This window comes from Streptomyces sp. NPDC004647 (assembly GCF_040609575.1).
Classification (GTDB): domain Bacteria; phylum Actinomycetota; class Actinomycetes; order Streptomycetales; family Streptomycetaceae; genus Streptomyces.
Map to the genome: position 1 here is coordinate 1 of NZ_JBEXKU010000058.1, position 26,913 is coordinate 26,913.

19 protein-coding genes are annotated in these 26,913 nt (G+C 70.9%); 13 read left to right on the forward strand and 6 right to left on the reverse strand.

The genetic code is table 11. The annotated features are described in order from the left end of the window. Positions 1 to 86: 86 nt before the first annotated feature. The 3 genes from ABZW18_RS23845 to ABZW18_RS23855 form a co-directional block, all read right to left on the reverse strand. Entirely contained in the window at positions 87 to 584 is a 498-nt protein-coding gene (locus ABZW18_RS23845; protein WP_356190679.1) for a hypothetical protein, read from the reverse strand. 415 nt (positions 585 to 999) lie between these two features. Continuing rightward, positions 1,000 to 4,029: a glycoside hydrolase family 38 C-terminal domain-containing protein gene (locus tag ABZW18_RS23850; protein WP_356190681.1), complete on the reverse strand. Its 3,030-nt coding sequence runs from the start codon at positions 4,027 to 4,029 to the stop codon at positions 1,000 to 1,002. Between the two features lie 144 nt (positions 4,030 to 4,173). After that, a complete protein-coding gene (locus ABZW18_RS23855) occupies positions 4,174 to 5,172 on the reverse strand; it encodes a TAXI family TRAP transporter solute-binding subunit (RefSeq protein WP_356190683.1) in 999 nt (332 codons plus the stop codon). A 495-nt stretch (positions 5,173 to 5,667) separates the two neighbouring features. Here ABZW18_RS23855 and miaB point away from each other — a divergent pair, with 495 nt between their 5' ends. Together miaB and ABZW18_RS23865 are read left to right on the forward strand one after the other, a co-directional pair. Continuing rightward, on the forward strand, positions 5,668 to 7,185 hold the full coding sequence (gene miaB, locus ABZW18_RS23860; protein WP_356190686.1) for a tRNA (N6-isopentenyl adenosine(37)-C2)-methylthiotransferase MiaB: 1,518 nt from the start codon (positions 5,668 to 5,670) through the stop codon (positions 7,183 to 7,185). Positions 7,186 to 7,383: 198 nt separating this feature from the next. Continuing rightward, the gene (locus ABZW18_RS23865; protein ID WP_356190689.1) at positions 7,384 to 8,094 is read left to right on the forward strand and encodes a hypothetical protein; all 711 of its coding nucleotides are present in this window, start codon (positions 7,384 to 7,386) and stop codon (positions 8,092 to 8,094) included. Positions 8,095 to 8,147: 53 nt separating this feature from the next. Here ABZW18_RS23865 and ABZW18_RS23870 read toward each other — a convergent pair whose 3' ends face one another. After that, complete coding sequence (locus tag ABZW18_RS23870) at positions 8,148 to 8,363, reverse strand: antitoxin (RefSeq protein ID WP_356190691.1); 216 nt, start codon at positions 8,361 to 8,363, stop codon at positions 8,148 to 8,150. Between the two features lie 30 nt (positions 8,364 to 8,393). Continuing rightward, positions 8,394 to 8,609, reverse strand: coding sequence for a gliding motility protein (locus ABZW18_RS23875; RefSeq protein WP_356190693.1), 216 nt, complete (start codon positions 8,607 to 8,609; stop codon positions 8,394 to 8,396). A gap of 182 nt (positions 8,610 to 8,791) precedes the next feature. Between ABZW18_RS23875 and miaA the strand changes: the two genes are divergently transcribed. The 6 genes from miaA (at position 8,792) to hflX (ending at position 17,123) form a co-directional block, all read left to right on the forward strand. Continuing rightward, positions 8,792 to 9,730 carry a tRNA (adenosine(37)-N6)-dimethylallyltransferase MiaA gene (miaA, locus tag ABZW18_RS23880; protein WP_356190695.1) on the forward strand — a complete coding sequence of 313 codons (939 nt, stop codon included), beginning with the start codon at positions 8,792 to 8,794 and terminating at the stop codon, positions 9,728 to 9,730. Between the two features lie 107 nt (positions 9,731 to 9,837). Next, positions 9,838 to 10,269: a hypothetical protein gene (locus tag ABZW18_RS23885; RefSeq protein WP_356190762.1), complete on the forward strand. Its 432-nt coding sequence runs from the start codon at positions 9,838 to 9,840 to the stop codon at positions 10,267 to 10,269. A 240-nt stretch (positions 10,270 to 10,509) separates the two neighbouring features. Beyond that, positions 10,510 to 11,391, forward strand: coding sequence for a diaminopimelate epimerase (gene dapF, locus ABZW18_RS23890; RefSeq protein ID WP_356190697.1), 882 nt, complete (start codon positions 10,510 to 10,512; stop codon positions 11,389 to 11,391). Positions 11,392 to 11,540: 149 nt separating this feature from the next. Then, the gene (locus tag ABZW18_RS23895; protein ID WP_356190700.1) at positions 11,541 to 13,706 is read left to right on the forward strand and encodes an HD domain-containing protein; all 2,166 of its coding nucleotides are present in this window, start codon (positions 11,541 to 11,543) and stop codon (positions 13,704 to 13,706) included. Positions 13,707 to 13,788: 82 nt separating this feature from the next. Then, positions 13,789 to 15,339: a M1 family metallopeptidase gene (locus tag ABZW18_RS23900; protein WP_356190703.1), complete on the forward strand. Its 1,551-nt coding sequence runs from the start codon at positions 13,789 to 13,791 to the stop codon at positions 15,337 to 15,339. A 290-nt stretch (positions 15,340 to 15,629) separates the two neighbouring features. Continuing rightward, positions 15,630 to 17,123: a GTPase HflX gene (gene hflX, locus ABZW18_RS23905; RefSeq protein ID WP_356190706.1), complete on the forward strand. Its 1,494-nt coding sequence runs from the start codon at positions 15,630 to 15,632 to the stop codon at positions 17,121 to 17,123. Between the two features lie 125 nt (positions 17,124 to 17,248). Here the strand turns inward: hflX and ABZW18_RS23910 are convergent, their stop codons facing one another. Beyond that, on the reverse strand, positions 17,249 to 18,427 hold the full coding sequence (locus tag ABZW18_RS23910; RefSeq protein WP_356190708.1) for a hypothetical protein: 1,179 nt from the start codon (positions 18,425 to 18,427) through the stop codon (positions 17,249 to 17,251). Positions 18,428 to 18,706: 279 nt separating this feature from the next. Between ABZW18_RS23910 and ABZW18_RS23915 the strand changes: the two genes are divergently transcribed. The 5 genes from ABZW18_RS23915 (at position 18,707) to ABZW18_RS23935 (ending at position 26,833) form a co-directional block, all read left to right on the forward strand. Further along, positions 18,707 to 20,113, forward strand: a complete 1,407-nt coding sequence (locus ABZW18_RS23915; RefSeq protein ID WP_356190711.1) for a diaminobutyrate--2-oxoglutarate transaminase family protein — start codon at positions 18,707 to 18,709, stop codon at positions 20,111 to 20,113. A 177-nt stretch (positions 20,114 to 20,290) separates the two neighbouring features. Beyond that, positions 20,291 to 22,162 (forward strand): IucA/IucC family protein, encoded by a 1,872-nt coding sequence (locus ABZW18_RS23920; RefSeq protein ID WP_356190713.1) that lies wholly within the window; start codon positions 20,291 to 20,293, stop codon positions 22,160 to 22,162. Between the two features lie 67 nt (positions 22,163 to 22,229). After that, entirely contained in the window at positions 22,230 to 22,958 is a 729-nt protein-coding gene (locus tag ABZW18_RS23925; protein ID WP_356190716.1) for a GNAT family N-acetyltransferase, read from the forward strand. Between the two features lie 84 nt (positions 22,959 to 23,042). Continuing rightward, on the forward strand, positions 23,043 to 24,797 hold the full coding sequence (locus tag ABZW18_RS23930) for an IucA/IucC family siderophore biosynthesis protein (protein ID WP_356190718.1): 1,755 nt from the start codon (positions 23,043 to 23,045) through the stop codon (positions 24,795 to 24,797). 41 nt (positions 24,798 to 24,838) lie between these two features. Beyond that, on the forward strand, positions 24,839 to 26,833 hold the full coding sequence (locus ABZW18_RS23935) for an ATP-dependent DNA helicase (RefSeq protein WP_356190720.1): 1,995 nt from the start codon (positions 24,839 to 24,841) through the stop codon (positions 26,831 to 26,833). The last annotated feature ends 80 nt before the right edge of the window (positions 26,834 to 26,913 follow it).

Below are 26,913 nucleotides of genomic sequence, written 5' to 3' on the forward strand. Positions count from 1 at the left end.
CCGCGCATCACGCACCCGGCCGGGTCCGACGAGGTACTACCTCCGGTCCTCTGCACGAGCTCACCCGAGCCCGGCGGACCGGTCCGTCAGCCGAAGAACCTGTGCAGGATCTCCTTAGCCGTCGGGGTGGAGGGGGTGGGGAGGGGCGTGCCGTCGTAGCAGGAGTCGGTTCCGTCGGCCTTCTTGGCGCACTCGCGGATCTGGCCGATGATCGTGCCGTCCGCGCTGAGGGTGAGGACCGCGGTCTGCGCCGGGTTGATGGGGTCGACCGTGCCGCTCGTCCATGTGCGGCCGGTGAACCGGGAGCCGAAGCTGCTCTTCACCGGCCGCTGGAGGCGGTGGGGGGACTCGATCCGCAGCTCGGCCGTCACGTTGGCGGGCGTCAGGCAGGAGACGTCCCAGGTGGCGGTGGTCGTCGCCGACCTTGTTGCGGCGTCCACGGCCACGTCGATGTCCGCGGAGCGCACGGTGCAGTCCGGCAGGGCGGCCCGGCCGGGAGCCTGGGCAGCCGCCGTCGGCGTGACGATCATTCCTCCGAGGAGGGCCGCGGCGAGCAGAGCGGTTCGAGAGAGGTGGGGGCGCATTGGTAATTCTCCCAACGAGTCCGATTGAACGTCCCGGTATGTCCGGAACGGTGGGAGTTTTGCCCATTCAATGGCCGCTGTGTGTGAGCCGCGCGGACGGTCACCCCGGAATTCGCCCCTTCACCCGCCGCGGGCATACCGGTTGAACGCCCCGAAGCGCTGGGGCACATCATCGGAGTGGCACGGTTCCGGCTGTGGCGCTCTGTCGTCCGGCACGGTCGGAAACCCCCGCTGAACTCGCCCTTTCCTGCCTCGAGCCAGGGAGTGCCCTCCCGGCCGGCGCGCGAACAGCACGCCCGCGCCGGACCCTTCGGGCCGGACCGCCGACTCCCGGGGCGAGCAGTCATCCTTTCGTCCCGGGGCCGGCGACGCCGCTGTGGGGCGCCGCCGGCCGGTGGGCTACGAGAGACAGCCCCTACGCGCGCGGTGCCAGGCGCAACGTCAGGATCTGGAACGGCCGCAGGGCCAGCTGCACACTCCCGTCCGCCGATACCTCGTACGCGGGTGCGTCGGCCGACGGGCGCTCCAGAAGGTCCGTCCCGGTCACGGACGCGACCGGGAATCCCGCCGTGAGCACTGCTCCGGCCCGCCCACCGCCCGACTCGTACAGCCGTACGACCAGATCGCCGCTGCGGTCCTCCGCCAGCTTGACTGCCTCCACGACCACTTGGTCGTTGTCCACCGACACCAGCGGCTCCACGGTCCCGGACCCCGGCACGGACCGCTCCGGCAGATTGATCCAGTGGCCCTCGCGGACCGCGTCGGTCACCGTGGCGCCGGGCGCGAGCGCGAAGCGCAGCCGGTGACCGCCCTGGTCGGTCTCCGGGTCCGGGTAGCGGGGCGCGCGCAGCAGGGACAGCCGCACGGTCGTGGTCTGGCCGCCGTCCTCGCGGATGTCCCGGGTGACGTCATGGCCGTATGTCGAGTCGTTGACCAGCGCCGCCCCCCAGCCCGGCTCCTCGATCCGGATCCAGCGGTGGGCACAGATCTCGAACTTCGCCGCCTCCCACGAGGTGTTGGTGTGGGTGGCACGGAAGACGTGCCCGAACTGCGTCTCCGCGGCGGACCGGTCGGCCTTCACATCCAGCGGGAACGCCGCCTTCAGGAACCTCTCCGTCTCGTGCCAGTCGATCTCGGTGTCCATGTCCAGTACCTTCGCGCCGGAGCGCAGGGTGAGGCGCTGCACCACCGAGGACGCGCCGAAGGACCGGGCCACCCGCAGCACGGCCTGCTCCTCGTCCGCCTCCTCGACGGCCAGCTCCTCCAGCTCCACCAGGTCGGTGACGTTGTGCCGGTAGAACTCGTCGATGTCCCAGGCGTCCCACATGTTGGGGAAGTCCGGGTGGATCTGCAGCAGGTTCGCGGCAAGTCCGGGGGCGACGGCCTCGCGCCGGGCGCCGAGGTCGTACGCCGAGACGACCAGCCCGCGCCCGTCGATCTCGATCCGCAGCAGGCCGTTCGCCAGCACATGGCCGCCGCCCTCGCGGTCCGTGACGGTGACCGGCTCGCCCGTACGGCCCGGTTGCACAGCCGCACCGCCGGCCGGCACCCCGCGCCGGGCGTGCGGAGACGCGTTGAAGACGAGCGTGCCGTCGCCATCCCCCGCCAGCGCCGTCTGCGCGGCCGCCGTGATGGTCTCCAGCTCCTCGCGCACGCGCGCGTACGTCTCGCGCGCCTCCCGGTGCACCCAGGCGATCGACGAGCCCGGCAGGATGTCGTGGAACTGGTGCAGCAGCACGGTCTTCCAGATCCGCTCCAGGTCCTCGTACGGGTACGAGTAGCCGGGCACCCGGACGGCGGCCGTAGCCGCCCACAGCTCGGCCTCGCGCAGCAGGGACTCGCTGCGCCGGTTCCCCTGCTTGGTCTTGGCCTGCGAGGTGTAGGTCCCGCGGTGCAGCTCCAGATACAGCTCGCCCGCCCAGACAGGGGCGTCCGGGTACTCCGCGTGCGCCCCCTCGAAGAAGGCCGACGGCTTCTCGATGGTCACCCTCGGCGAGCCCTCCAGGTCCCCCAGGCGCCGGGCCCGCGCCAGCATTTCGCGGGTGGGGCCGCCACCGCCGTCGCCCCAGCCGAACGGCGCCAGGGAGCGTGAACCGCACCCCTTCTCCTGGTAGTTGCGGGCGGCGTGCGCCATCTCCCGGCCGCTCAGATCGGAGTTGTAGGTGTCCACCGGCGGAAAGTGTGTGAAGACACGGGTCCCGTCGATGCCCTCCCACCAGAAGGTGTGGTGCGGGAACTTGTTCGTCCGGCTCCAGGAGATCTTCTGGGTCAGGAACCAGGTCGACCCCGACAGCTTCACGATCTGCGGCATCGCGGCGGTGTAGCCGAAGGAGTCCGGCAGCCACACCTCCTTGGTCTCGATCCCGAACTCGTCGAGGAAGAACTTCTTCCCGTACAGGAACTGCCGGGCCATGGCCTCCCCGCCGACCATGTTGGTGTCGGACTCCACCCACATGCCGCCGACCGGTATGAACTGCCCGTCCGCGACCTTCTTCTTGACCTTGGCGTAGACCTCCGGCCGGTGTTCCTTGATCCAGGCCAGCTGCTGCGCCTGCGACATCGCGAAGATGAACTCCGGGTGGTCCTCCATCAGGTTGACCATGTTGGAGGAGGTGCGCGCCACCTTGCGGACCGTCTCGCGCAGCGGCCACAGCCACGCCGAGTCGATGTGCGCGTGCCCGACCGCGCTGATCCGGTGAGCGGAGGCGTTGGCGGGCGAGGCCAGCGCCCCGGCCAACTGCTCACGCGCGCGTGCCGCCGTACCCGGGATGTCGGTCAGGTCCAGCGCGTCCAGCGCGCTCTCGACCGCCCGCAGCAGCTCCCAGCGGCGCGCGTCGCCCTCGGAAAGCTCCAGCATCAGCCCGCCCAGGACTTCCAGGTCCTGGACCAGTTCCCACACCTCCGGCTCGAAGACGGCGAGATCCATCCGGGCGATCCGGTAGAGCGGCTCGTCGCTCGCGGTGAGCCGGTCGCCCTCGTACGTGGGGGCGTGGTCGGCCAGGACCGGGTTCGAGGCCGCCTCGATGTACAGCAGTACCTCCTCTCCGCCCTGCACGCGGTCGCCGATACGGACCCAGTCGTTGCGCGGGTTGAGCGCCTTCACCGCTTCCCCGTCGGGTCGGTAGACCAGCCCCTCGCACTGGAAGCCGGGCATCTGCCGGTCGAATCCCAGATCGAGTACGGCCTCGACGGCGCGGCCCGCCCAAGCCTCCGGGACCCGGCCGCTGACCTTGAACCAGGTGGTGCCCCAGGCCGGGCCCCAACGGTCGCCCGCTGCCGAGGGTTCGTAGGAGGCGGACAGCCCGTCGGCGACCGATACCGGTTCGCCCGGCGCGTCCCACCGCTCGACCGCCAGGGGCTCAGGGGTGCTGTAAACGGCAGGCTGGATGCGCTCGTTGAGGACACGGTGCAGACGGTGTTCGACGATGCTGCGGTCGTCATGCATGACGGCGGCTCCGATGGTCCGAGATGTCCCGGGGGGACGGTGCGGGTGGGGGTGCCTTGTCTGCGGTCTACCACCGATGCGCGGCGGTTATCGCTGCCGAGGAGTCGAACAGTCCGCCGACACCCCGCCGGCCGGAGCCGCGGGTCAGGACTTGACCGAGCGGTAGTAGCGGCGTGCGCCCTCGTGCAGCGTCAGCGGATCGGTGAAGATCGCCGTCCGCAGGTCCACCAGCTGCGCCGCGTGCACCTGGCTGCCGATCCTGTCCCGGCTGTCGATCACCGTGCGTGTGATGCCCTCGGTGAGCCCGGGCTCCATGCGGTCCGTGGTGACCAGGAGATTGCTCACGGCGAGCGTCTTCACCGCCTTGCCGTTCTGCACCCCGGGATACGCGTCCGCAGGCATCCCGGCGGCCCGGTAGTAGCGGGTGGCGGCGCCCTGCGCGTGCAGCTTGTCGACGAGGTCACCGAGCTGTACCAGCCGGATGCCGAAGTCGTCGGCGAGATCGGTGACGGCCCCGGTCGGCAGCCCGCCGGACCAGAAGAAGGCGTCGATCTTCCCCTCGCGCAGCAGATCGGGCATCTTGTCGATGCCCACCCGGACCGGCTCGATGTCCTTCCGGGGGTCGAGCCCGGCGGCCTTGAGCAGCCGGCCCGTTATCAGGCTGACCCCGGAGCCCTGCTGACCTATGGCGACGCGCTTCCCGCGCAGCTCGGCAGCGCTGTCCACGCCCGTACCGGCGGGGACCACGAGCTGCATGTAGTCGTCGTACAAGCGGGCACAGGCGCGCAGCCGGTCCGCGTCCTTGCCGCCCCGGTCGCGGTAGGTCGCGACGGCGTCCGATGTGGCGATGGTGAAGCCCGCCTCGCCGGAGACCAGCCGCTCGATGTTCTGGACGGACCCCTCGCTGTACTGCAGCCGCATATCGACACCGGGGAGGTCCTTGGCCAGATGCCGCTTCAGCAGCTCCCCGTAGCGGGAGTAGACCCCGGTGGGCACCCCCGTCGTGAAGGACACCGTGCCCTGCGTCGGCGCGGTCTGCCCGAACGGCAGCAGCCACCACAGCAGCAGCGCCAGCGCGACGGCGGCCGCGACCGCGGCCTGCACGGCGCGGCGCCTGCCGATACGGGGGAGAGCCGGGACCATGGGCGCGATCCTGCCAGCTCACTGCCACTGAGGACCAGGGATCGCCCCTGACCGACGCGACGGCGGCGGGCCTGACGTTCAGCCGCATGGATTCTGCGACGGGGGCGGCGGAAGTGAACTGCAGCCGCTGCGCTGAGCGTAACCGTCCGCCTGTGCTGCGACCGCCGGCCGGGCGGTCGCAGCACAGCCGTACAGCGGCCCCGGGCGAGGCGGAGGACGTGGTGGCGGGGTAGCCACGGTGTTTCCCCCGCGGTATCGCGGTCAGGACCGGACGCGGTGACGCCGGAGAACCCTAGCCGTGCGGCCTCGGACCTTGGGCGGGCTGCGGCTGCGGCGGCTGGCGGCGGGCGGCGAAGCCTCGGCCCCATGCGTCCCGACCGTGCCTGTGCCCTCGACGCCGCCCCGCGCCAGCCACATCCTGTGCGTCCCGGGGGCGGATCCTGCCGAGAGACTCCGGGGGCGGGAGTCGCCCGAGGTACCGCCTACCCTTGTCGCATGGGCAGCAGCGACCGGAGTCAGGCAGTGGGCGTCAATCGAAGCTATGAGATCCGCACCTACGGGTGCCAGATGAACGTCCACGACTCCGAGCGGCTCTCCGGGCTCCTGGAGGACGCCGGCTATGTCCGGTCGCCCGAAGGCAACGCCGAGGGCGACGCCGACATCGTCGTCTTCAACACCTGCGCGGTGCGGGAGAACGCCGACAACCGGCTGTACGGCAATCTCGGCCGGCTCGCCCCGATGAAGGCGAAGCGGCCCGGGATGCAGATCGCCGTCGGCGGCTGCCTCGCCCAGAAGGACCGCGACACCATCGTGAAGCGGGCGCCGTGGGTCGATGTCGTCTTCGGCACGCACAACATCGGGAGCCTTCCGGTGCTGCTGGAGCGGGCACGCATCCAGGAGGAGGCGCAGGTCGAGATCGCCGAGTCGCTGGAGGCGTTTCCCTCGACGCTGCCGACGCGGCGCGAGTCGGCGTACGCGGCGTGGGTCTCCATTTCCGTCGGCTGCAACAACACCTGCACCTTCTGCATCGTGCCCGCGCTGCGCGGCAAGGAGAAGGACCGGCGGCCGGGCGACATCCTGGCCGAGGTGGAGACGCTGGTCGCCGAGGGAGTCACGGAGATCACGCTGCTCGGGCAGAACGTCAACGCGTACGGCTCCGACATCGGCGACCGGGAAGCGTTCTCGAAGCTGCTGCGGGCGTGCGGCGCCGTCGAGGGACTGGAACGGGTCCGCTTCACCTCGCCGCACCCCCGCGACTTCACCGATGACGTGATCGCGGCGATGGCCGAGACGCCGAACGTCATGCCGCAGCTGCACATGCCGCTGCAGTCGGGCTCGGACACGGTCCTGAAGGCGATGCGACGCTCGTACCGGCAGGACCGCTACCTGGGAATCATCGAGAAGGTGCGGGCCGCGATGCCCGACGCCGCCATCTCCACCGACATCATCGTGGGCTTCCCCGGCGAGACCGAGGAGGACTTCGAGCAGACGATGCACGTGGTGCGCGCGGCACGCTTCGCGCAGGCCTTCACCTTCCAGTACTCCAAGCGCCCCGGGACACCGGCGGCGGACATGGACGGGCAGATTCCGAAAAAGGTCGTGCAGGCGCGTTACGAGCGGCTGGTGGCCCTCCAGGAGGAGATCAGCTGGTCCGAGAACAAGAAGCAGATCGGGCGGACGCTGGAGGTGCTCGTCGCGGAGGGCGAGGGCCGTAAGGACGGGGCGACCCACCGGCTCTCGGGCCGCGCTCCCGACAACCGCCTGGTGCACTTCACCAAGCCGGAGGAGCCGGTCCGGCCGGGCGATGTGGTGGCGGTCGAGATCACTTACGCCGCCCCGCACCACCTGCTGGCCGAGGGCCCGGCGAAGGGCGTCCGGCGTACGCCCGCGGGCGACGCCTGGGAGCGCCGGAACGCGGCCCCCGAGGCGCCTTCCGGCGTGATGCTGGGCCTGCCGACCGTCGGCGTGCCCGCCCCCGTACCGGCCTCCGGGCCGGGCTGCGGCTGCGACTGACCTCGCAGGCCGGGACCGCTCCGCGCCCCAGCTCCGCGCCCCAGCCGGCGCCCGTTCATCCCCGGGTCTCCGTGTGCGGCGCAGGTGCCGGGTCCCCCAGGGCGGAGGTTCCGGACCGGCAGCGGCTCTGCCTGCCGGCGCGGACTCCCGGCCGGAGAACGGCGAGGAGCCGCATCCCGGCGCGCGTAGGGTTTCGGCATGCTTGTCGCCGCCGCCGTAGCTCCTTCCGCGCCGCTCCTCGTCCCCGATGTGGCCGCCGGTGCCGCACCGGAGCTGGACGCACTCCGCACCGCCTGCTCCGCCGCAGTCTCCGTACTCGCTGCCGCCCGCCCCGACCGCCTGGTCGTGATCGGCCCGGCCGACGAGGACGGCCGCGGCCCGCACCTCCAGGGCGCGACAGGCTCGTTCCGCGGCTTCGGAGTCGACCGGGAGGTCCGACTGGGGGCCGGTGTCGACACCCCGGGGCGGCAGCTGCCGCCCTCCTTGGCCGTCGGCGCCTGGTTGCTCGAGTGGACCGGCTGGGCGGCGGCCCCCGTCGAAGGCTTCGGGGTCGGCGAGCCGCTCGCCGCCGACCGCTGTGCCCAGGTGGGCCGTGAGCTGGCCGCAGGCCGTGAGCGGACCGCGCTCCTGGTGATGGGCGACGGCAGCGCCTGCCGGACCCTGAAGGCACCCGGCTACCTCGACGAGCGGGCCGCAGGCTTCGACGCCCAGGCGGCGCGGGCGCTGGGAGCGGCGGATACCGCGGCCCTGCTGGCGCTCGACGAGAAGCTGGCCCGCGAGCTGCAGGCCGCAGGGCGCGCGCCCTGGCAGGTCCTCGCGGGAGCAGGCGAAGGCGTCGGGCTGGGCGGCGAGCTGCTGTACGACGAAGCCCCGTACGGCGTGGGCTACTCCGTCGCCACCTGGTCCTAGACGCGCCGACGGCCGCGAAGCGCGGGGCTTCGCGGCCGTACACCGTGCCGAGGTCAGGTGCCGCTGCCTTCGTCCTTTCCGGACTGACGGCGAAGGGTGTCCTTGGCCTTGTCCGTGCCGGCGTCGATCCGGCCGCTGTGTTCGCCCTTGGTCTTCTCGTCGGCCATGGACGAGGTCTTGTCCATGCCCTGCTCGATCTTGTCCCCCTGCTCTCGCGCAGGGCCCCGGGCCTTGTCCCTGTGGAGCTTGGCCTTGATCGTGTCCATCATTCCCATGGGGCACCTTCCCTGGTCGGCGGACTACTTCCGGACGCCTTCCCCGGCCTCGCTGTCGGCGGCTTCCTCCGCGGACTGCTGCTTCGGGATCTCGACCGCATCCGCGGTCCCGGGCGACTCCGCGGCCCCGGTCTCCTCGACGGCTGCCGCTTCCGCGGATTCCGCCGTCAGAGTGGCGGGAGCCGCCGCCTCGGTTGACGCCGCGGACGAATGACGGCGAAACCTTGCAAACACGCCCATATCAACTCCATACCCTACTCGTGTGAGCGAAATCCCGCGCAGCCCGGAGCGTCCCATTGCGTCGCCCGGCTGCACCGGTCCGTAAACCGGCGCGCGGAACCTCGCAACACGAAACGAACCGGAGGGTGGGCCGTCACGTCACTCATTCGAGGAGAGGTCCCCACGTTTGCAAGACTGTGCCGGTGAGAAGCACAACTCCCGCGCCCCGGGTCATCGCCGTCGTCGGGCCCACCGCGGCCGGAAAGTCCGATCTGGGTGTTGCCCTGGCCCGGCACTTCGGCGGTGAGGTCGTCAACGCCGACTCGATGCAGCTGTACCGGGGCATGGACATCGGCACGGCCAAGCTGACCCCGGCCGAGCGCCAGGGCGTACCGCACCGGCTGCTGGACATCTGGGACGTCACGGAAGCCGCGAGCGTCGCCGAGTACCAGCGGCTCGCACGGGCGGAGATCGACCGGCTGCTGGCGGAGGGACGCACGCCGGTCCTGGTGGGCGGCTCCGGCCTGTATGTGCGGGGGGCCATCGACGCGCTGGAGTTCCCCGGTACCGATCCGGAAGTACGCGCGCGCCTGGAAGCCGAGTTGAAGGCCGATGGCTCGCCGGCACTGCACGCCCGGCTCGCCGCCGCGGACCCGGAGGCAGGGCGGGCGATCCTGTCCAGCAACGGTCGGCGGATCGTACGGGCGCTCGAGGTCATCGAGATCACCGGCCGTCCCTTCACGGCCAACCTCCCTGGTCACGATGCGGTTTACGACACCGTGCAGATCGGGGTGGACGTCGGACGGCCGGAACTGGACGCACGGATCGCCGCGCGCGTCGACGGAATGTGGAACGCAGGGCTCCTCGACGAGGTACGGGCTCTGGAAGCCGTCGGCCTCCGCGAGGGGCGTACGGCGTCGCGCGCCCTCGGCTACCAGCAGGTGCTCGCCTTTCTGGCGGGGGAGTGCACCGAGGAGGAGTCGCGCGCCGAGACGGTTCGCGCCACCAAACGCTTCGCGCGCCGTCAGGACTCGTGGTTCCGCCGCGACCCGCGGGTGCACTGGCTGAGCGGGGCGGCCGACCACCGCGCGGAACTTGTGGGGCGGTCGTTGACGTTGGTGGAACGAGCGGTCACAGCCTGATCACGTGATGGCATCGGGACGCTCCGCGCGTCTTCCGGGCCTCGAAGAGCGTGTCATCATCGACCTTCGATCGAGCCGTGAAGTCGGAGTTGGGAGGGCGCGTGGCTATGGAGGCCGGCCCTCGCGACAAACCGCATCAGCCGCAGGACGAGCAGCCGGACGAACTCACGCCGGACGGTCCGGAGAACGAGACCGCGGGCGGCGAGTCCTTCCGTGAGCTGCGTCCGCCGCGGCGGCTGCGGATCTGGCAGATCGCCCCGATCGTGGGCCTCGCGGCCGCCGGATCGCTGATGTTCGCCTTTCCGCTCGCCTTCGAATTCGGCGACGGCGGAGCGGTCGTTGCGATGCTCGGCCTGCTGATCAGCTGCTGCGCGGCGGGCTGGGGCATGATGGCCGGCCGCCGCGTCGGCCTCACCTGGCCGGGCCTCCCGCCCCGCGGCTCCGGTGCACGCACCGACTGGCGCGTCATCGCCCTCTACGTCCTGGTCCTCGGCACCCTCGCGGCCCTTGCGATCTGGCGCGTGGCCCGCCTTCGCTGACGCTCGCCACGACCGGGCTCCGCATGCGGGGGACCGGCGGTACAGGCGTGAGGCAACGTGCTTCGGGCAGAGCGGACGCCTGTCGGGGCTCCGCCCGTCCTCCCCGTCACCCCCCGCTCGCAGCCGACCCGCACCGTAAGTGAGCCGGCGGGCCGCCGCCGGCCTGGGCCGTGGAAGGGCCCGTCGACGGCTCTCCCACGCGAAGCGACCGCCCGGCGAGCGGACCCGTAGGATCGGGGTGTGAGCTCCACGTATATCCCCTTCCTCAAGGGGCACGGCACCGAGAACGACTTCGTGATCGTTCCCGACCCCGACAACGGCCTCGGCATTTCCGCCGCCGCCGTCGCAAAGCTGTGCGACCGGCGCGCCGGGATCGGCGGGGACGGGCTACTGCATGTCGTGCGGTCCGCCGCGCATCCGGAGGCCGCCGGGATGGCCGGCGAGGCCGAATGGTTCATGGACTACCGCAACAGCGACGGCAGCATCGCCGAGATGTGCGGCAACGGGGTCCGCGTCTTCGCGCGCTATCTGCAGCGCGCGGGTCTGGTGGCCGAGGGCGATCTCGCGATCGCCACCCGGGCCGGGGTGCGCCGGGTGCACATCGCCAAGGCGAGCGCGGGCGGCGGGATCACCGTCGGTATGGGGACAGCGATCCTCCCCGACGGCGAGGTCACGGTTGCCGTCGGGGAGCGCAGCTGGCCCGCGCGCCATGTCAACATGGGCAATCCGCACGCCGTCGCCTTCGTCGAGGACCTGGCGCACGCGGGCAACCTGCTCACCGCCCCGCCCGTGCAGCCCGCATCCGCCTACCCGGACGGAACGAACGTCGAGTTCGTCGTCGACCGCGGTCCCGCCCATGTCGCGATGCGCGTTCACGAGCGCGGCTCCGGTGAGACCCGTTCCTGCGGAACCGGCGCCTGCGCCGTCATGGTTGCCGCCGCGCGCCGCGACGGCGTCGACCCCGGCGTCACCGGACGTCCCGTCACGTACACCGTGGATCTCCCCGGCGGACGTCTGATGATCTCCGAACACCCCGACGGCAGCATCGAGATGACCGGTCCGGCCGTGATCGTGGCCGAAGGCGTCATCGACTCCGATTGGATGGCAAGCACCACCCGTTGAATCTTCGCTCGAATGGGTGATCCGTTTCACGCTGGGCGAGAGCTGGTCAGCCGCGCGTGGTGGGCTCGGTAGCATCAAGCACCGGCCTGGGCGTCGGGCATCGGCCCTGTAGAGACAGCCCCTGCCGGTCGACGCCGCCGGAGGTGCCCATGAGCGCAGAGGCCACCAACCCTGGTCCTCCCGTCCGCAGGCGCGGGCGCCCCCGCATCGACCTGCGCAGACTCGGCCGCGCGGCGCTGTTGGGGCCCGCTCAGCGGGACCGTCTTCCGGACGCCATCGACCATGTGGCGAAGGTGCATCGCGCCCACCATCCGGGTGCAGACCTCGACCCGTTGCGCCGGGCGTACGTCCTCGCCGAGTCCTCGCACCGCGGCCAGATGCGCAAGAGCGGTGAGCCGTACATCACCCATCCGCTCGCTGTGACGCTGATCCTCGCCGAACTGGGTGCCGAGACCACGACCCTGACGGCTTCTCTGCTGCACGACACCGTCGAGGACACCGACGTGACGCTCGACCAGGTGCGGGAGGAGTTCGGCGAGGAGGTCCGCTATCTCGTCGACGGCGTCACCAAGCTGGAGAAGGTCGACTACGGCGCCGCGGCCGAGCCCGAGACCTTCCGCAAGATGCTCGTCGCCACCGGCAACGACGTCCGGGTGATGTCCATCAAGCTCGCCGACCGGCTGCACAATATGCGCACCCTCGGCGTGATGCGCCCCGAGAAGCAGGCCAGGATCGCCAAGGTCACGAGGGATGTGCTGATCCCGCTGGCCGAGCGGCTCGGCGTACAGGCGCTGAAGTCCGAGCTCGAGGATCTGGTCTTCGCGATTCTGCACCCCGAGGAGTACGCGCTCACCCGCGACCTCGTGTCGGACCACGCGAGCCGGCCCGACCCCCTGGACGCGGTCGCCGAGCAGGTCCGTTCGGTTCTGCGGGAGGCGGACATCGGCGCCGAAGTCCTGGTCAGGCCACGGCACTTCGTCTCCGTACACCGGGTGCGACTCAAACGCGGCGAACTCGGCGACGCCGGCTTCGGCCGGATCCTGGTGCTGGTCACCGAGGACGCCGACTGCTACGCCGTCCTCGGTGAGCTGCACACCTGTCTCACCCCGGTCATCTCCGAGTTCAAGGACTTCATCGCCCGCCCGAAGTTCAATCTGTATCAGTCCCTGCACACTGCGGTGGTGGCCCGGCCGGGCGGCGAGGTCGCCGAAGTCCTCATCCGTACGCACCAGATGCACCTGGTGGCGGAGGCGGGTGTGGTCGCGCTCGGCAATCCGTACGCCCCGCCCGCGGAGGGCGCCGAGACGGGTGCGCCCGGTGAGACCGCGGACGGCGAGCGCGCCGACCCGACCCGCCCCGGCTGGCTGTCCCGGCTGCTGGCTTGGCAGCAGGCCACTCCCGACCCCGACGCTTTCTGGACCTCGCTGCGCGACGACCTCGCCCAGGACGCGGAGATCACGGTCTTCCGGGCGGACGGCGAAGGCGGCGCGGTGGGGCTTCCGCCGGGCGCCAGCTGCGTCGACGCGGCGTACGCGCTGCACGGCGAAGCCGCGCACAGCTGCATCGGTGCCCGGGTCAACGGCCGCCTCGCCACCCTCGCCACGGTCCTGGGCGACGGCGACACGCTGCAGCTCCTGATGGCACAGGACCCGGCTGCCGGACCCTCCCCCGACTGGCTCGAGTACGCCCGTACGCCCGCCGCTCGCCTGGCGATCACCCGCTGGCTGGCCGCCCACCCCGAGGCGCAGAAGGCCGCCGCCGACCCCGCGTCCCCGTCGGAACACGGCAGCGCGCCTGCCGAAGCCGGGGCCCGGGAGGCGGGACAGGCCGCACCGGTCGCCGCCGTCGCGGATCTGCCGGGGGCACCCGTACGGCTCGCGGGCTGCTGCACCCCCGTGCCGCCCGACGCGGTCACCGGCTTCGCTGTCCGGGGCGGCGCCGTGACCGTGCACCGCACCCAGTGCCCAGCCGTCGCCCGGATGACGGTGGCCGGGCGGTCCACGGTGGGGGTCCGCTGGCGTGGGCGGGGGGACGGCGGCAGCGCCGACTGCCGGGTCACGCTCACCGCGGAGGCCCTCGGCCGGCCGCATCTGCTCGCCGACCTCACCGAGGCCATCGCGCTGGAAGGCGCCGCCATCGTCTCCGCCGCGGTCGAGCCGCCCCACCAGCAGCGGGTACGCCACACCTACACACTCCAACTCCCCGACGCCGCAGGGCTTCCCGCGCTGATGCGCGCCATGCTCAAGGTGCCGGGGGTGTACGACGTCAGCCGCGCACAGCGGCCGGCCACCGCGGTGCCGCGGGTCACGACCTGAGGGCCCGACCGGAACTGTCCGTTCGGGTGGGTGCAGCGCGCGGCTCCGCCGGAGGCCTGCGGTCAGCTGATAGCAGTAGTGCATGATCCGACCCCCACAGCGCAGAGCGGTCCTCGCTGCCGTCGCCATGGCCACCCTCGTTGCGGCCGGGGTGCCGACACCCGCTCCGCTGGGGGTCGGCGACCGGCTGTTCCCGCATCTGGGAAACCCGGGGTACGACGTGCTGTCGTACGACATCGCGTTCCACTACTCCGGCGACAACCGCAAGCCTCTGCGGACGGTTTCGGCGATCGACGCCCGCGCCACGGCTTCGCTGGAGTCCTTCAATCTCGATTTCGCGCGCGGCACGGTCTCGTCCGTGGACGTCAACGGCAAGCCGGCGCGCTTCAAGACGGTCGGCGAGGACCTCGCCATCACGCCGGCCGAGCCGGTCCCGAGTGGCGCCCCGCTCCGTATCAACGTCGCCCACACCAGCCAGACCGACGCCGGGGACGTTGGCGGCTGGGTGCGGACTCGGGACGGCCTGGCGATGGCCAACCAGGCCGATGCCGCGCACCGCGTCTTCCCCAGCAACGACCACCCGTCCGACAAGGCCCGCTTCACCTTCCGGGTCACCGCGCCGAAGGACCTCACCGTCGTCGCGGGCGGGCTGCCGCTGTCCCGGCACAACGGTGCCCGGACCACCACCTGGGCCTACCGCACTGCCCATCCCATGGCGACGGAACTGGCGCAGGTCTCCATCGGCCGGTCCGCGGTGGTGAAACGCCGTGGACCGCACGGCCTGCCCGTACGGGACGTGGTGCCCGCGGCGGACCGCCGACTGCTGGCGAAGTGGCTGGCCAAGACCCCCGGACATATCTCCTGGATGGAGCGGCGGGTCGGACCGTACCCCTTTGAGACCTACGGTGTGCTGATCGCCGATGCCCAGACCGGCTTCGAGCTGGAGACACAGACGCTCTCGCTCTTCGAGCGCAAGCTGTTCACGGACATGCGGTTCATGGACTGGGCGGTCGAATCGGTCATGGTGCACGAGCTGGCCCATCAGTGGTTCGGCAACAGCGTGGCCCCGGAAAGCTGGTCGGACCTCTGGATCAACGAAGGCCACGCCACCTGGTACGAGGCGCTGTACATGGAAGAAGCTGCCAAGAAGGCCAAGGAGCCGCTGGCGGCGGACATGACGCTCGCCGAGCGGATGCGCCAGGCGTACACCTGGTCCGACCGCTGGCGCGCCGAGGGCGGACCGCCCGCCGCCCCCAAGCCGCCGACCACCGGACAGAAGATCGGCATCTTCCGGCCCGTCGTCTACGACGGCAGTGCGCTGGTGCTGTACGCGCTGCGGCAGCGGATCGGTGCGACGGCCTTCGACCGGCTGGAGCGGGCATGGGTCTCCCGGAACCGCGACGGCAACGCCTCGACCGCCGACTTCATCGCGCTCGCCTCGGAGGTCTCCGGACAGGACCAGACCGCCTTCCTGCGGTCGTGGCTGTACGACGCCCGGACTCCGGCGATGCCGGGGCATCCGGACTGGCGGGCCGCCCGGCCCAGTAAGCGGCCTGCTGAACGGCCTGCCGGCCGGCCCTCTGCGCGGCACGGGGCCGGGCCGGTACACGGGAAGTCACACGGACACGGCTAGCCCACGTCACACTCCGTGACCCCGACGGGAGCGGATCTCCGTGCGCAGGGACAACCGTGCGCAGGGACAACCGTGCGCACGGACAACCTGCGCCCACGGAACGAACCTGCGCACGGAGAGCTCACGTGACGTGACCGTGTGCCCGGAAAACCCACGTGACGGCCGAGCCGGGCCGTGCGACCATTTTGAGGTCGGCAGCGGGCCCGGCCGGCCCGGGGAATCCTGGGGGCCACGCGCACGTTGTTCCGATGAGTGTTCCCATCCGTGTTTCCCATCGACCTAAGGATCAAATGACCGACTCTTCTTCCCCTTCGCAGGACGCCCAGCGCTTCTCGGCAAGCCTTCGGGCCGGTTCTCTGATGGAAGAGGACGTCGCCTGGAGCCACGAGATCGACGGAGAGCGAGACGGCGATCAGCTGGACCGCTCCGAGCGGGCGGCGCTGCGCCGCGTCGGAGGCCTTTCCACAGAGCTCGAGGACGTCACCGAGGTCGAGTACCGCCAGCTGCGCCTGGAGCGCGTGGTGCTGGTGGGGGTCTGGACGTCAGGCACGGTGCAGGACGCGGAGAACTCTCTCGCGGAGCTGGCAGCGCTGGCCGAGACCGCGGGCGCCGTGGTGCTCGACGGGGTGATCCAGCGCCGGGACAAACCGGACCCTGCCACGTACATCGGTTCCGGCAAGGCCGAGGAGCTCCGGGAGATCGTGCTGGACACCGGGGCGGACACCGTTGTGTGCGACGGTGAGCTCACCCCGGGCCAGCTCATCCACCTCGAGGATGTCGTCAAGGTCAAGGTGGTCGACCGCACCGCCCTGATCCTCGACATCTTCGCCCAGCACGCCAAGTCCCGGGAGGGCAAGGCGCAGGTCTCGCTGGCGCAGATGCAGTACATGCTGCCGCGGCTGCGCGGCTGGGGTCAGTCGCTGTCCCGGCAGATGGGTGGCGGTGGCTCCGGGTCGTCGGGCGGCGGCATGGCAACCCGTGGCCCCGGTGAGACCAAGATCGAGACGGACCGGCGGCGGATCCGCGAGAAGATGGCGAAGATGCGCCGGGAGATCGCGGACATGAAGACCGGCCGTGACATCAAGCGGCAGGAGCGCCGGCGCAACAAGGTGCCCTCGGTCGCCATCGCCGGATACACCAACGCCGGGAAGTCCTCGCTGCTCAACCGGCTGACGGGTGCGGGCGTGCTGGTGGAGAACGCACTGTTCGCCACCCTCGATCCGACCGTGCGCCGAGCCGAGACGCCCAGCGGGCGGCTCTACACCCTCGCCGACACCGTCGGGTTCGTGCGGCATCTGCCGCACCACCTGGTCGAGGCCTTCCGCTCCACCATGGAGGAGGTCGGCGACTCCGACCTGATTCTGCATGTGGTGGACGGGTCTCACCCGGTGCCGGAGGAGCAACTGGCCGCGGTGCGTGAAGTGATCCGCGAGGTGGGCGCGGTCGAGGTGCCCGAAATCGTGGTGATCAACAAGGCGGACGCCGCCGATCCGCTCGTCCTCCAGCGGCTGCTGCGCATCGAGAAGCGGGCGATCGCGGTGTCGGCCCGTTCGGGGCAGGGCATCGAGGAATTGCTCGGGCTGATCGACGACGAGCTGCCGAGGCCGCAGGTCGAGATCGAGGCGCTGGTGCCGTATACGCAGGGACAGCTGGTCTCGCGGACGCACGCCGACGGCGAGGTGATCTCCGAGGAGCACACCCCGGAGGGCACGCTGCTCAAGGCGCGGGTCCACGCCGAGCTTGCGGCCGAGCTGCAGCCGTACGTACTGGCCGGGCTGCTCTGACCGGCTGACCGGCTGGACCGAAGCCCGCCCGTCACATTAAGAAAGCCCTTCGCAGGCAAGCCCTCAGCAGGCAGGGGGAAGGCCCGGTCCCACACGTGGGACCGGGCCTTCCCCCTTGCCCACTGCTACTGGCCGGCGAACTTCTCGCTGACCGCGGTGTACATGTTCTTCGCCTCGGTCCCCAGGTGCGGACCGGCCAGCCAGGTGGCCGTGACCGGACCGATGGACGTGTTGGAGACCAGCGCAGGCTTGCCGTCGGCGCCGTTGGCGAACCAGCCGCCTCCCGACGAACCGCCCGTCATGGTGCAGCCGATGCGGTACATCGTCGGCAGTGATTCGGTCAGCGACAGCCGTCCCGGCCTGTCCACGCAGGAGAACATCTTCGTGCCGTCGAACGGCGGTGCGGCCGGGTATCCCCAGGCGCCCATGTTGTCGATGTTCTTCACCTGAGGAGCGTTGAATTCGACCGGCAGCGCCGCGCCGACCGTCTCCTCCAGGGACTTGCCCTCGCTGCCATTCTCGGGCTTCACATGCAGCACGGCGAAGTCGTGCGGAGCGCCGTTCCCGCCCGTGGCGGAACCCTGGGAGATCCACTGCTTGGAGGTGGAGGCCCAGTCGGCCCACCACATCCCGTAGGGGGCGACCTGCTCGCGCGGCGGATTGTTCTCCAACCGGTCGGCCGGCAGCGCGCTGTTGTTGAAGGACGGGACGAAGGCGATGTTCCGGTACCAGCCGCCGTCCTTCCCCGCGTGCACGCAGTGACCGGCTGTCCAGACCATGTTGGACTTGCCCGGGTTCGCAGGGTCCTTCACGACTGTCGCGGAGCAGACCATCGAACCCTCGGGGCCGTCGAAGAAGACCTTGCCGACGGGGGCGGCGTTGTCGTGGTACGGGGTCCTGACCGCCTCGGCCTGGACGGGCGCCGGTTCCGGGTCGCTGATGCCCTGGTCACCGGAGACATCCGCGGGAACCGTCTTGTGCGGCTCCTCCGCCTCCTTCATACGCCCGGGCTTCCAGAGGTCGTCGATGACCGGGTTGATGAAGTCCCCCGCCTCGCGCAGCCAGTCGTCCTTCTGCCAGTTCTTCCACTCCCCGTTCTTCCACTTGTCCAGGTCGAGGCCCAGCTCCTTCAGACGGGATCCGAAGTCGTCGGGCAGAGCGACGTCGTCCGTGCCTTGCTGGTCCGCGGAGGCGCCGGGCCTCTCGTCCGCGCTGTCGTCCGCCGCGCCGCACGCGGTCGCGGTCACCGCGAGCACGGCGACGAGCGCGGCTGCGGCGAGAGCAGGCCGTCGTATCGATGGCATGGGTGGGACTCCCCCTGGATGTGGTCGAAAACCGGTGATGGACTTGTCATGAACCCCGACGCGAGGCACAAGGCTTCACTATGCCCGTGCCGTTGGGGACGGCCGCGGTCGGGGCTGTGGTTCCCGGTGCCCCGCGAGCGCCAATGATCTTCTCGTCCGCCCGTGATCCGCCGCTCGCGGCGTCGTTGGTATACGTACGGGGAGCAGCCGATCAGCGTTCAGCGGGAGGACCGAAAAGCCGTGGCCCTGACCGAGTCTCCGCCGATGGCGCCGTGCGCTGTGGATACAGCGGAAGCAGCGGAGTTCGCGCAGGACGGCATTCTGCGGCGGCAGTCGCTCCGGGAATCCGCAGCCCGTACCTATGCGCGCTCGCTGCCCATCGTGCCCGTCCGCGCCCGTGGGCTGACCATCGAAGGCGCCGACGGGCAGCGCTATCTCGACTGCCTTTCCGGAGCCGGGTCGTTGGCTCTGGGCCACAACCATCCGGTCGTGCTGGAGGCCATCAGGGCCGTCCTCGACTCCGGCGCCCCTCTGCAGGTCCTGGATCTGGCGACACCGGTCAAGGATGCCTTCGTCTCGGAGCTGTTCCGGACGCTGCCCAGGGAACTCGCCGACCGGGGGCGGGTGCAGTTCTGCGGGCCGGCCGGCGCGGACGCCGTGGAGGCCGCCCTCAAGCTCGTACGCACCGCGACCGGGCGCCGCGGACTGCTGTCGTTCTCCGGGGCGTATCACGGAATGACCGAAGGAGCGCTCGAGGCATCCGGAGGCGCTCAGGACGTGCGGGTGGTGCGCTTGCCGTATCCCTACAACTACCGCTGTCCGTTCGGGATCGGCGGTGAGCGGGGCGCTGAACTGTCCGCGCGATGGACCGCGTCCCTGCTCGACGATCCGAAGAGCGGGGTGCAGCCTCCCGCGGGGATGATCCTCGAACCGGTGCAGGGCGAGGGGGGCGTGATCCCGGCCCCGGACAGCTGGCTGCGCCGGATGCGCGAACTCACCGCCGTGCGCGGCATTCCGCTCATCGCTGACGAGGTTCAGACCGGTGTAGGGCGGACGGGGGCCTTCTGGGCGGTCGAGCACAGTGGGATCGTGCCCGATGTGATGGTGCTGTCGAAGGCCGTAGGGGGAAGCCTGCCACTCGCGGTCGTGGTCTACCGCGACGAGTTGGACACCTGGCAACCCGGCGCCCATGCCGGCACGTTCCGCGGCAATCAGCTGGCCATGGCCGCAGGCGCCGCCACGCTGGCGTACGTGCGGGAGAACGGGCTCGCGGAGCGGGCGGCGGCACTCGGCAACCGGATGCTGGCCCAGCTGCGGCAGCTCGCGGAGCAGCAGCCGTGCATCGGGGAGGTACGTGGCCGGGGGCTGATGATCGGTGTCGAACTCGTCGACGCCGAGGCTGACGGCGACGCGTCCGGCGGTGGGCGCCCGGCGGCGCCCGAACTCGCTGCAGCGGTACAGCGGCAGTGCCTGAGCCGCGGTCTGATCGTCGAACTCGGCGGTCGCCATGGCAGCGTGGTCAGGCTCCTTCCACCGCTGACGATCACCGACGAACAGACCGAGGTCGTACTCGACCGGCTGAGCGATGCGATCGTCACCGCGGCCCGTGCTCCCGTGCGCGAACAGGCCCGGGGCGGCGCCGACGCGCGGGTGCCAAGAGGGCCGTCGCCGAACGTCCACCGGTGACGACGGGCCGGCCGGGCATCCGGCTGCCGCGGCACCGGTCCGCCGTGTTGCCCACACCGGGCCGCGGTGACCGGATAGGTCCGCTCTGTCCGACGCAGGCACCCCACGCTCAGCCAACCGACGAAGGAGGGAGGCGCCTCCTCGGCGGCTCACCGCCCGGATCAGCGCCAACAGAACATGAACGCACGCTCGGGCCACGAGGCCACCGTCACCACCACCGACCTCACCGTGCCCCGTCAGGTCGCCTCCGCCGGGGCGATCCCGGCCACCCCGGACCCGCTCGACCAGCCCGACCCGCACACGGCGGCCGACGCGGCGGCCATCGAGAACCTGCTGCGCTGCTGGACGCGGGAGAACAGCACGCCACAGCCGAGCAGTGATGCCCTGCGCATCCCGCTGGACGCCAGCGGCACCGCGCTCCTGGTCCCCGTTCGCTACTGGTCGGCCACCGGCTGGCACCGTTTCGCAGCGCCCGTCCTGGAGAGTGCGCCGTCGCAGGCGCCCGCCCTCGACGCCGTCACGGTCGCCGCTCTGCTCGGCCGGGAGGCGGCACACGGAGTCGACGGTCCCGCAGGTAGGGAGAGTGCCGAACTCGTGGGGCGGGTCGCCGACTCCGTGCACCGCACCGCCGAGTTCATCACCGACCGGAGGGCCCATCCGGGAATCCCGCTCACCGGTGATCTGTTCCTGGACGCCGAACAGTCGCTCCTTCTCGGCCACCCGCTCCACCCCACTCCCAAGAGCCGCGAAGGGCTCTCCGACGCCGAAGCCCGCGCCTACTCGCCCGAGTTGCGCGCTTCCTTCCCCCTGCACTGGATGGCCGTCGACCGGTCCGTCCTGGCCACGGAATCCGCCTGGACCGAGCGCGGCCGTCCGGTGACCGCCGAGCAGCTCGGAACCGAGCTGGCCGGAAGCGGCCTCGTACTGCCCCGGAGCACCGTGCCGCTGCCCCTCCACCCCTGGCAGGCCCGAGAGATCCGCCACCGCCCGGCGATCGCCGAACTTCTCGACGCGGGGCTGCTGCACGACCTCGGGCCGCACGGCGAAGCCTGGCACCCCACCTCCTCCGTACGCACCGTGCACCGGCCCGGCGCGGCCGCCATGCTCAAGCTCTCGCTGGGCCTGCGCATCACCAACTCCCGTCGTGAGAACCTCCGCAAGGAACTGCAGCGCGGCGTCGAGGTGCACCGGCTGCTGCGCAGCGGGCTCGCCGAGCAGTGGCAGAGCGTTCACCCCTGCTTCGACATCGTCCGTGACCCGGCCTGGCTCGCCGTCACGGCACCGGACGGAGAGCCGCTTCCCGGCCTCGACGTGGTGATCAGGCACAACCCCTTCGCCGCCGGCGACGACGCCGTGTGCATCGCCGGACTCACCTCGCCGCGGCCCTGGCCCAGGACGGACTCCGGCGGAGTCCCGGTGATGCGCTCCCGGCTCGCCGACCTCGTCGCACGGCTCTCCGCCCGTACGGGCCGCCCCCACGGCGCGGTATCCACCGAGTGGTTCCTGCGCTACCTCGAGACCGTGGTCCGCCCCGTCCTGTGGCTCGACGGCCAAGCCGGTGTCGCGCTCGAGGCCCATCAGCAGAACACCCTCGTGCTCCTCGACGCCGACGGCTGGCCGGTGGGTGGCCGCTACCGAGACAACCAGGGGTACTACTTCCGCGAGTCCCGCCGGGCGGAACTCGACCGGCGGCTGCCCGGCATCGGGAACGAGAGCGACACCTTCGTGTCCGACGCTGTCGCCGACGAGCGCTTCGCCTATTACCTCGGTATCAACAACGTGCTCGGGCTGATCGGAGCATTCGGCGCTCAGTTGCTCGCCGACGAGCGCGTCCTCATCGCCGCGTTCCGGCGCTTCCTGGGAGAGGCCGCAGCAGCCTCGGCCAAGATCGGTTCTTCTCTCCCCGCCCTGCTTCTCGAGTCCGCCACCCTGCGCTGCAAGGCGAACCTCCTCACCCGCCTGCACGGCCTCGACGAGCTGGTCGGACCGGTCGACACCCAGTCCGTCTACGTCACCATCCCCAACCCCCTTGTCGTGTCCGCGGCATGAGATCCGAGTCCCATGGGCACCACGAGATTCACGAGGCTCACCAGAAACCCGGGAGGAGACTGTCGCCGTGCCGTCCACCGAACCGAGCACCAGCTCCAGCACCGACGACACCCTCGATCTGCGGTTGCCGGACGAATTGGCCGCGCTGATCGCCCAGGAATGTGCCGCCCTGGCCCGCGCGGCCGGCCCTCCGGGAGCCGTCCCACCTCGACGACCGACGGGTCCCGACCTTCTCGACGACATTGCCGCATGGGCTCCGGCCCCTACTCGTTCGGGACCCTTCGAGCTGGTTCCCGTCCGCATCGACCGCGACCTTCCGCTCATCACCCGCTGGATGAACGACCCCGCGGTCGCTGCGTTCTGGGAGCTCGACGGACCCGACGAGATCGCCGCCGCCCACCTACGTGCCCAACTCGGGGGCGACGGCCGTAGTGTGCCGTGCCTCGGTGTCCTGGACGGCACTCCCATGAGTTTTTGGGAGGTGTACCGTGCCGATCTCGACCTGCTTGCCCGCCACTACCCGGCGCGGCCCCATGACACCGGTCTCCATCTGCTCATCGGAGACGTCGCCGACCGCGGTCGCGGGTTCGGCACCTCGCTGCTCCGCACCGTCTCCGACCTCGTCCTCGACAACCGCCCCTCCTGCGGCCGGGTCGTGGCGGAGCCCGATCTGCGCAACACCCCCTCCGTAGCAGCATTCCTCGGTGCCGGATTCCGCTTCTCCTCCGAGATTGATCTCCCCGACAAACGGGCAGCCCTCATGATTCGCGACCGCACTCTTCGCCACCTCCAGTGATCCGTCCGTCCATGCCCGCTGTTCCGCACTGCTTTCAATACACCGCTCGGCCCGTTCCCGTTCCCGTCCGAGGAGCCCAGACCCTTGCGCCCGTCACAGCAGCGTTACGCCGCCTGGCATCGAGCAGCCCGCCGCCTGCTCGCCAAGTTGCTCGCCGAGTTCGCGTACGAAGAGGTGATCACACCTGAGTCCGACGGCGCGGACCCGCTCGCCTACCGGCTCCCCGTGACCGCGGACACCACCTACCGCTTCCGCGCCCACCGCGGCTCGTACGGACACTGGCGCGTGGACCCCGACTCGATCACCCCGTCCGGGGACCCATTGGAGTTCGTCGCCCTCGCCCACGACACCGTCCTCGGCCTGACCGGCGACACGACGGGCCACCTCGTCCGCGAGCTCACCGCCACCCTCGCCGCCGACACCCGGCTCGACAGCGCGGCGGCGAGTGTCGCGGAGCTCGCCGACCTCGAGTACGGCGACCTCGAAGGGCATCAGACCGGCCACCCGTGGATCGTCGTCAACAAGGGCCGGCTCGGCTTCTCCGCCACCGATACCGCCCGCTGGGCGCCCGAGGCCCGCTGTCCGCAGCGGCTTCCCTGGCTGGCCGTCCACCGCGATCTCTCGCAGTACCGGGGCGTCCCTGCGCTCGCCGACCCCGACCGGCTCTACCACGAGGAACTCACTCCCCGGACGCGCGCCGCCTTCGCCGCCGCCGTCGCCGACCAAGGCCGAGACCCCGCCGACTACCTCTGGCTGCCCGTCCACCCCTGGCAGTGGGACGAGAGCATCGCACCGCTCTTCGCGCCCCAGGTGGCTGACGGAACGATCATTCTGCTCCCCGAGGACGAGGATCTCCGGCTGCCCCAGCAGTCCATCCGCACCTTCCTCAACACGAGCCGCCCCCGCGGCCGCACCGTCAAACTCCCCCTGTCCATCCTGAACACCCTGGTGTGGCGCGGTCTGCCCACCGAGCGCACGGTGGCCGCGCCCGCCGTCACCGGCTGGGTGCACGCTCTCCGCGACGCCGACCCCTTCCTCCGCGACGAGACCCGGGTCGTCCTGCTCGGCGAGACCGCCTCCGTCACCGTCGAGCACCCCCTCTACGACCGGCTGCCCGGCGTCCCCTACCAGTACAAGGAACTCCTCGGCTGCATCTGGCGCGAACCCGTCACGGCCCACCTCGACGGCGGTGAACGAGCCCGCACCCTTGCCGCTCTCCTCCTCACCGATGCGGAGGGCCGGTCCTTCACCGCCGAACTCGTCCACCGCTCCGGCCTCGAGCCGACCGTCTGGCTCCGCCGACTCTTCGCCGCGCTGCTGCCTCCGCTGCTGCACTTCCTCTACCAGTACGGCACCGTCTTCTCGCCGCACGGCGAGAACGCCATCGTCGTCTTCGACGATCAGGAAGTGCCGGTCCGCCTTGCGATAAAAGACTTCGTCGACGACGTGAACATCAGCGCCGAGCCGCTTCCCGAGCACGACACGATGCCCGAGGACGTACGGGCGGTCCTGCTCACCGAGCCGCCGGCCTTCCTCACCCAGTTCATCCACTCCGGCCTCTTCGTCGGGGTCTTCCGCTATCTCGCCCCGCTGTACGAGGAGCACCTGGGGGTGGCCGAGACCGAGTTCTGGTCACTCGTACGGGCCGAGATCCTCCGGCACCAGGCACGCTTCCCCGAACTCAAGCCCCGCTTCGAGAGCTTCGATCTGCTGACGCCCCGCATCGAGCGGCTGTGCCTGAACCGCAACCGGCTGCATCTCGACGGATACCGCGACCGCTCCGACCGGCCGCACGCCGCTGTGCACGGCACCGTCCCGAACCCTCTTCATCAGCTGTGACGGCAGGCGATGTCAGTGCGGCGCCGTAGGGTGGTGACGCTATGACGAAGCCCTCCCTCCCCGACCTGCTGCACGCCGCCGTCACCGCCGTAGGCGGCACCGAGCGCCCTGGCCAGGTCACCATGGCCGAAGCTGTCGCCGAGGCAGTCGACGACGGATCTCATCTGCTGGTCCAGGCGGGCACCGGCACCGGCAAGTCCCTCGGCTATCTGGTGCCCGCGCTCGCCCACGGCGAGCGGGTGGTCGTCGCGACCGCGACGCTCGCGTTGCAGCGGCAGCTCGTCGAGCGCGACCTGCCGCGTACGGTCGAGGCGCTCTACCCCCTGCTGCGCCGCCGCCCCGAGTTCGCCATGCTCAAGGGACGGTCCAACTATCTGTGCCTGCACCGTCTGCACGAGGGGGTGCCGCAGGACGAGGAGGACGGGCTCTTCGACCCCTTCGAAGCGGCGACGCCGACCAGCAAGCTCGGCAAGGACCTGCTGCGGATGCGCGACTGGGCCGATGAGACGGAGACGGGGGACCGGGACGATCTCACACCGGGTGTCTCCGACCGGGCCTGGTCGCAGATCTCCGTCTCCTCGCGCGAGTGCCTGGGCGCGTCGAAGTGCGCCTACGGCGCTGAGTGCTTCGCCGAGGCCGCGCGGGAGCGGGCCAAGCTCGCCGACGTGGTGGTCACCAACCACGCTCTGCTCGCGATCGACGCCATCGAGGGCGCTCCAGTGCTGCCCAGCCATGAGGTGCTGGTCATCGACGAGGCTCATGAGCTGGTCTCCCGGGTCACCGGCGCCGCCACCGGCGAGCTCACCCCGGGGTCCGTCAACCGTGCCGTACGGCGCGCCGCCAAGCTGGTCAACGAGAAGGCTGCGGATGCCCTGCAGACCGCGTCCGAGACCTTTGAGCGGCTGATGGAGCTTGCTCTGCCCGGACGCCTGGAGGAGATCCCCGAGGACCTCGGATACGCGCTGGCGGCCCTACGTGACGCGGCCCGTACGGTGATCACGGCGCTCGGGAACACCCGGGACAAGTCGGTGCAGGACGAGGACGTGGTGCGTAAGCAGGCCCTCGCCTCGATCGAGAACGTCCACGCGGTCGCGGAACGCATCGCGTCCGCCTCGGAGTACGACGTCGTCTGGTACGAGCGGCACGACCGCTTCGGTGCCTCACTGCGCGTCGCCCCGCTGTCGGTGTCCGGGTTGCTCCGCGAGAAGCTCTTCGCCGACCGCTCGGTGGTGCTCACCTCGGCGACGCTCAAGCTGGGCGGCGACTTCAACGGCGTGGCCGCCTCGCTCGGCCTGTCACCGGAGGGGGCGGCCGGCGAGGCCCGGGACGGAGCCGCTGACGCCGAGAGCCCGCAGTGGAAGGGCCTCGACGCCGGCTCGCCCTTCGACTACCCGAAGCAGGGGATTCTCTACGTCGCCAAGCACCTGGCCCAGCCGGGCCGCGAGGGAAGCCGTACCGACATGCTAGATGAGCTGGCCGAGCTCGTGGAGGCAGCGGGGGGCCGCACGCTCGGTCTCTTCTCGTCGATGCGAGCCGCTCAGGGGGCGGCGGAGGCTCTTCGGGAACGGCTCGGCATGCCCATCCTGCTGCAGGGCGAGGAGACGCTGGGCGAGCTGATCCGTACCTTCGCGGCAGACGCCCGTACATGTCTGTTCGGCACGCTGTCGCTGTGGCAGGGCGTCGACGTGCCGGGCGCGAACTGCCAGCTGGTGGTCATGGACCGGATCCCGTTCCCGCGGCCGGACGACCCCCTGATGAGCGCGCGGCAGAAGGCCGTGGAGGAGGGCGGCGGGAACGGCTTCATGGCCGTTGCGGCGACGCATGCTGCGCTGTTGATGGCGCAGGGCGCCGGCCGGCTGGTACGGGCTTCGGGAGACCGCGGAGTGGTGGCCGTACTCGACCCCCGGCTGGCCACCGCCCGCTACGGCAGCTTCCTACGCGCCTCCATGCCGGACTTCTGGTACACGACGGACCGCAACCAGGCGCGCCGCTCCCTGGCCGCGATCGACACCGCTGCCCGCACGGCCGAGCCCTAGCCCTGGCCCGGTGATCGGCCGCCACGCGCGGGAACGCAGCAGGGCCCCGGAACCGGCGCAGTGGTCCCGGGGCCCGGTCG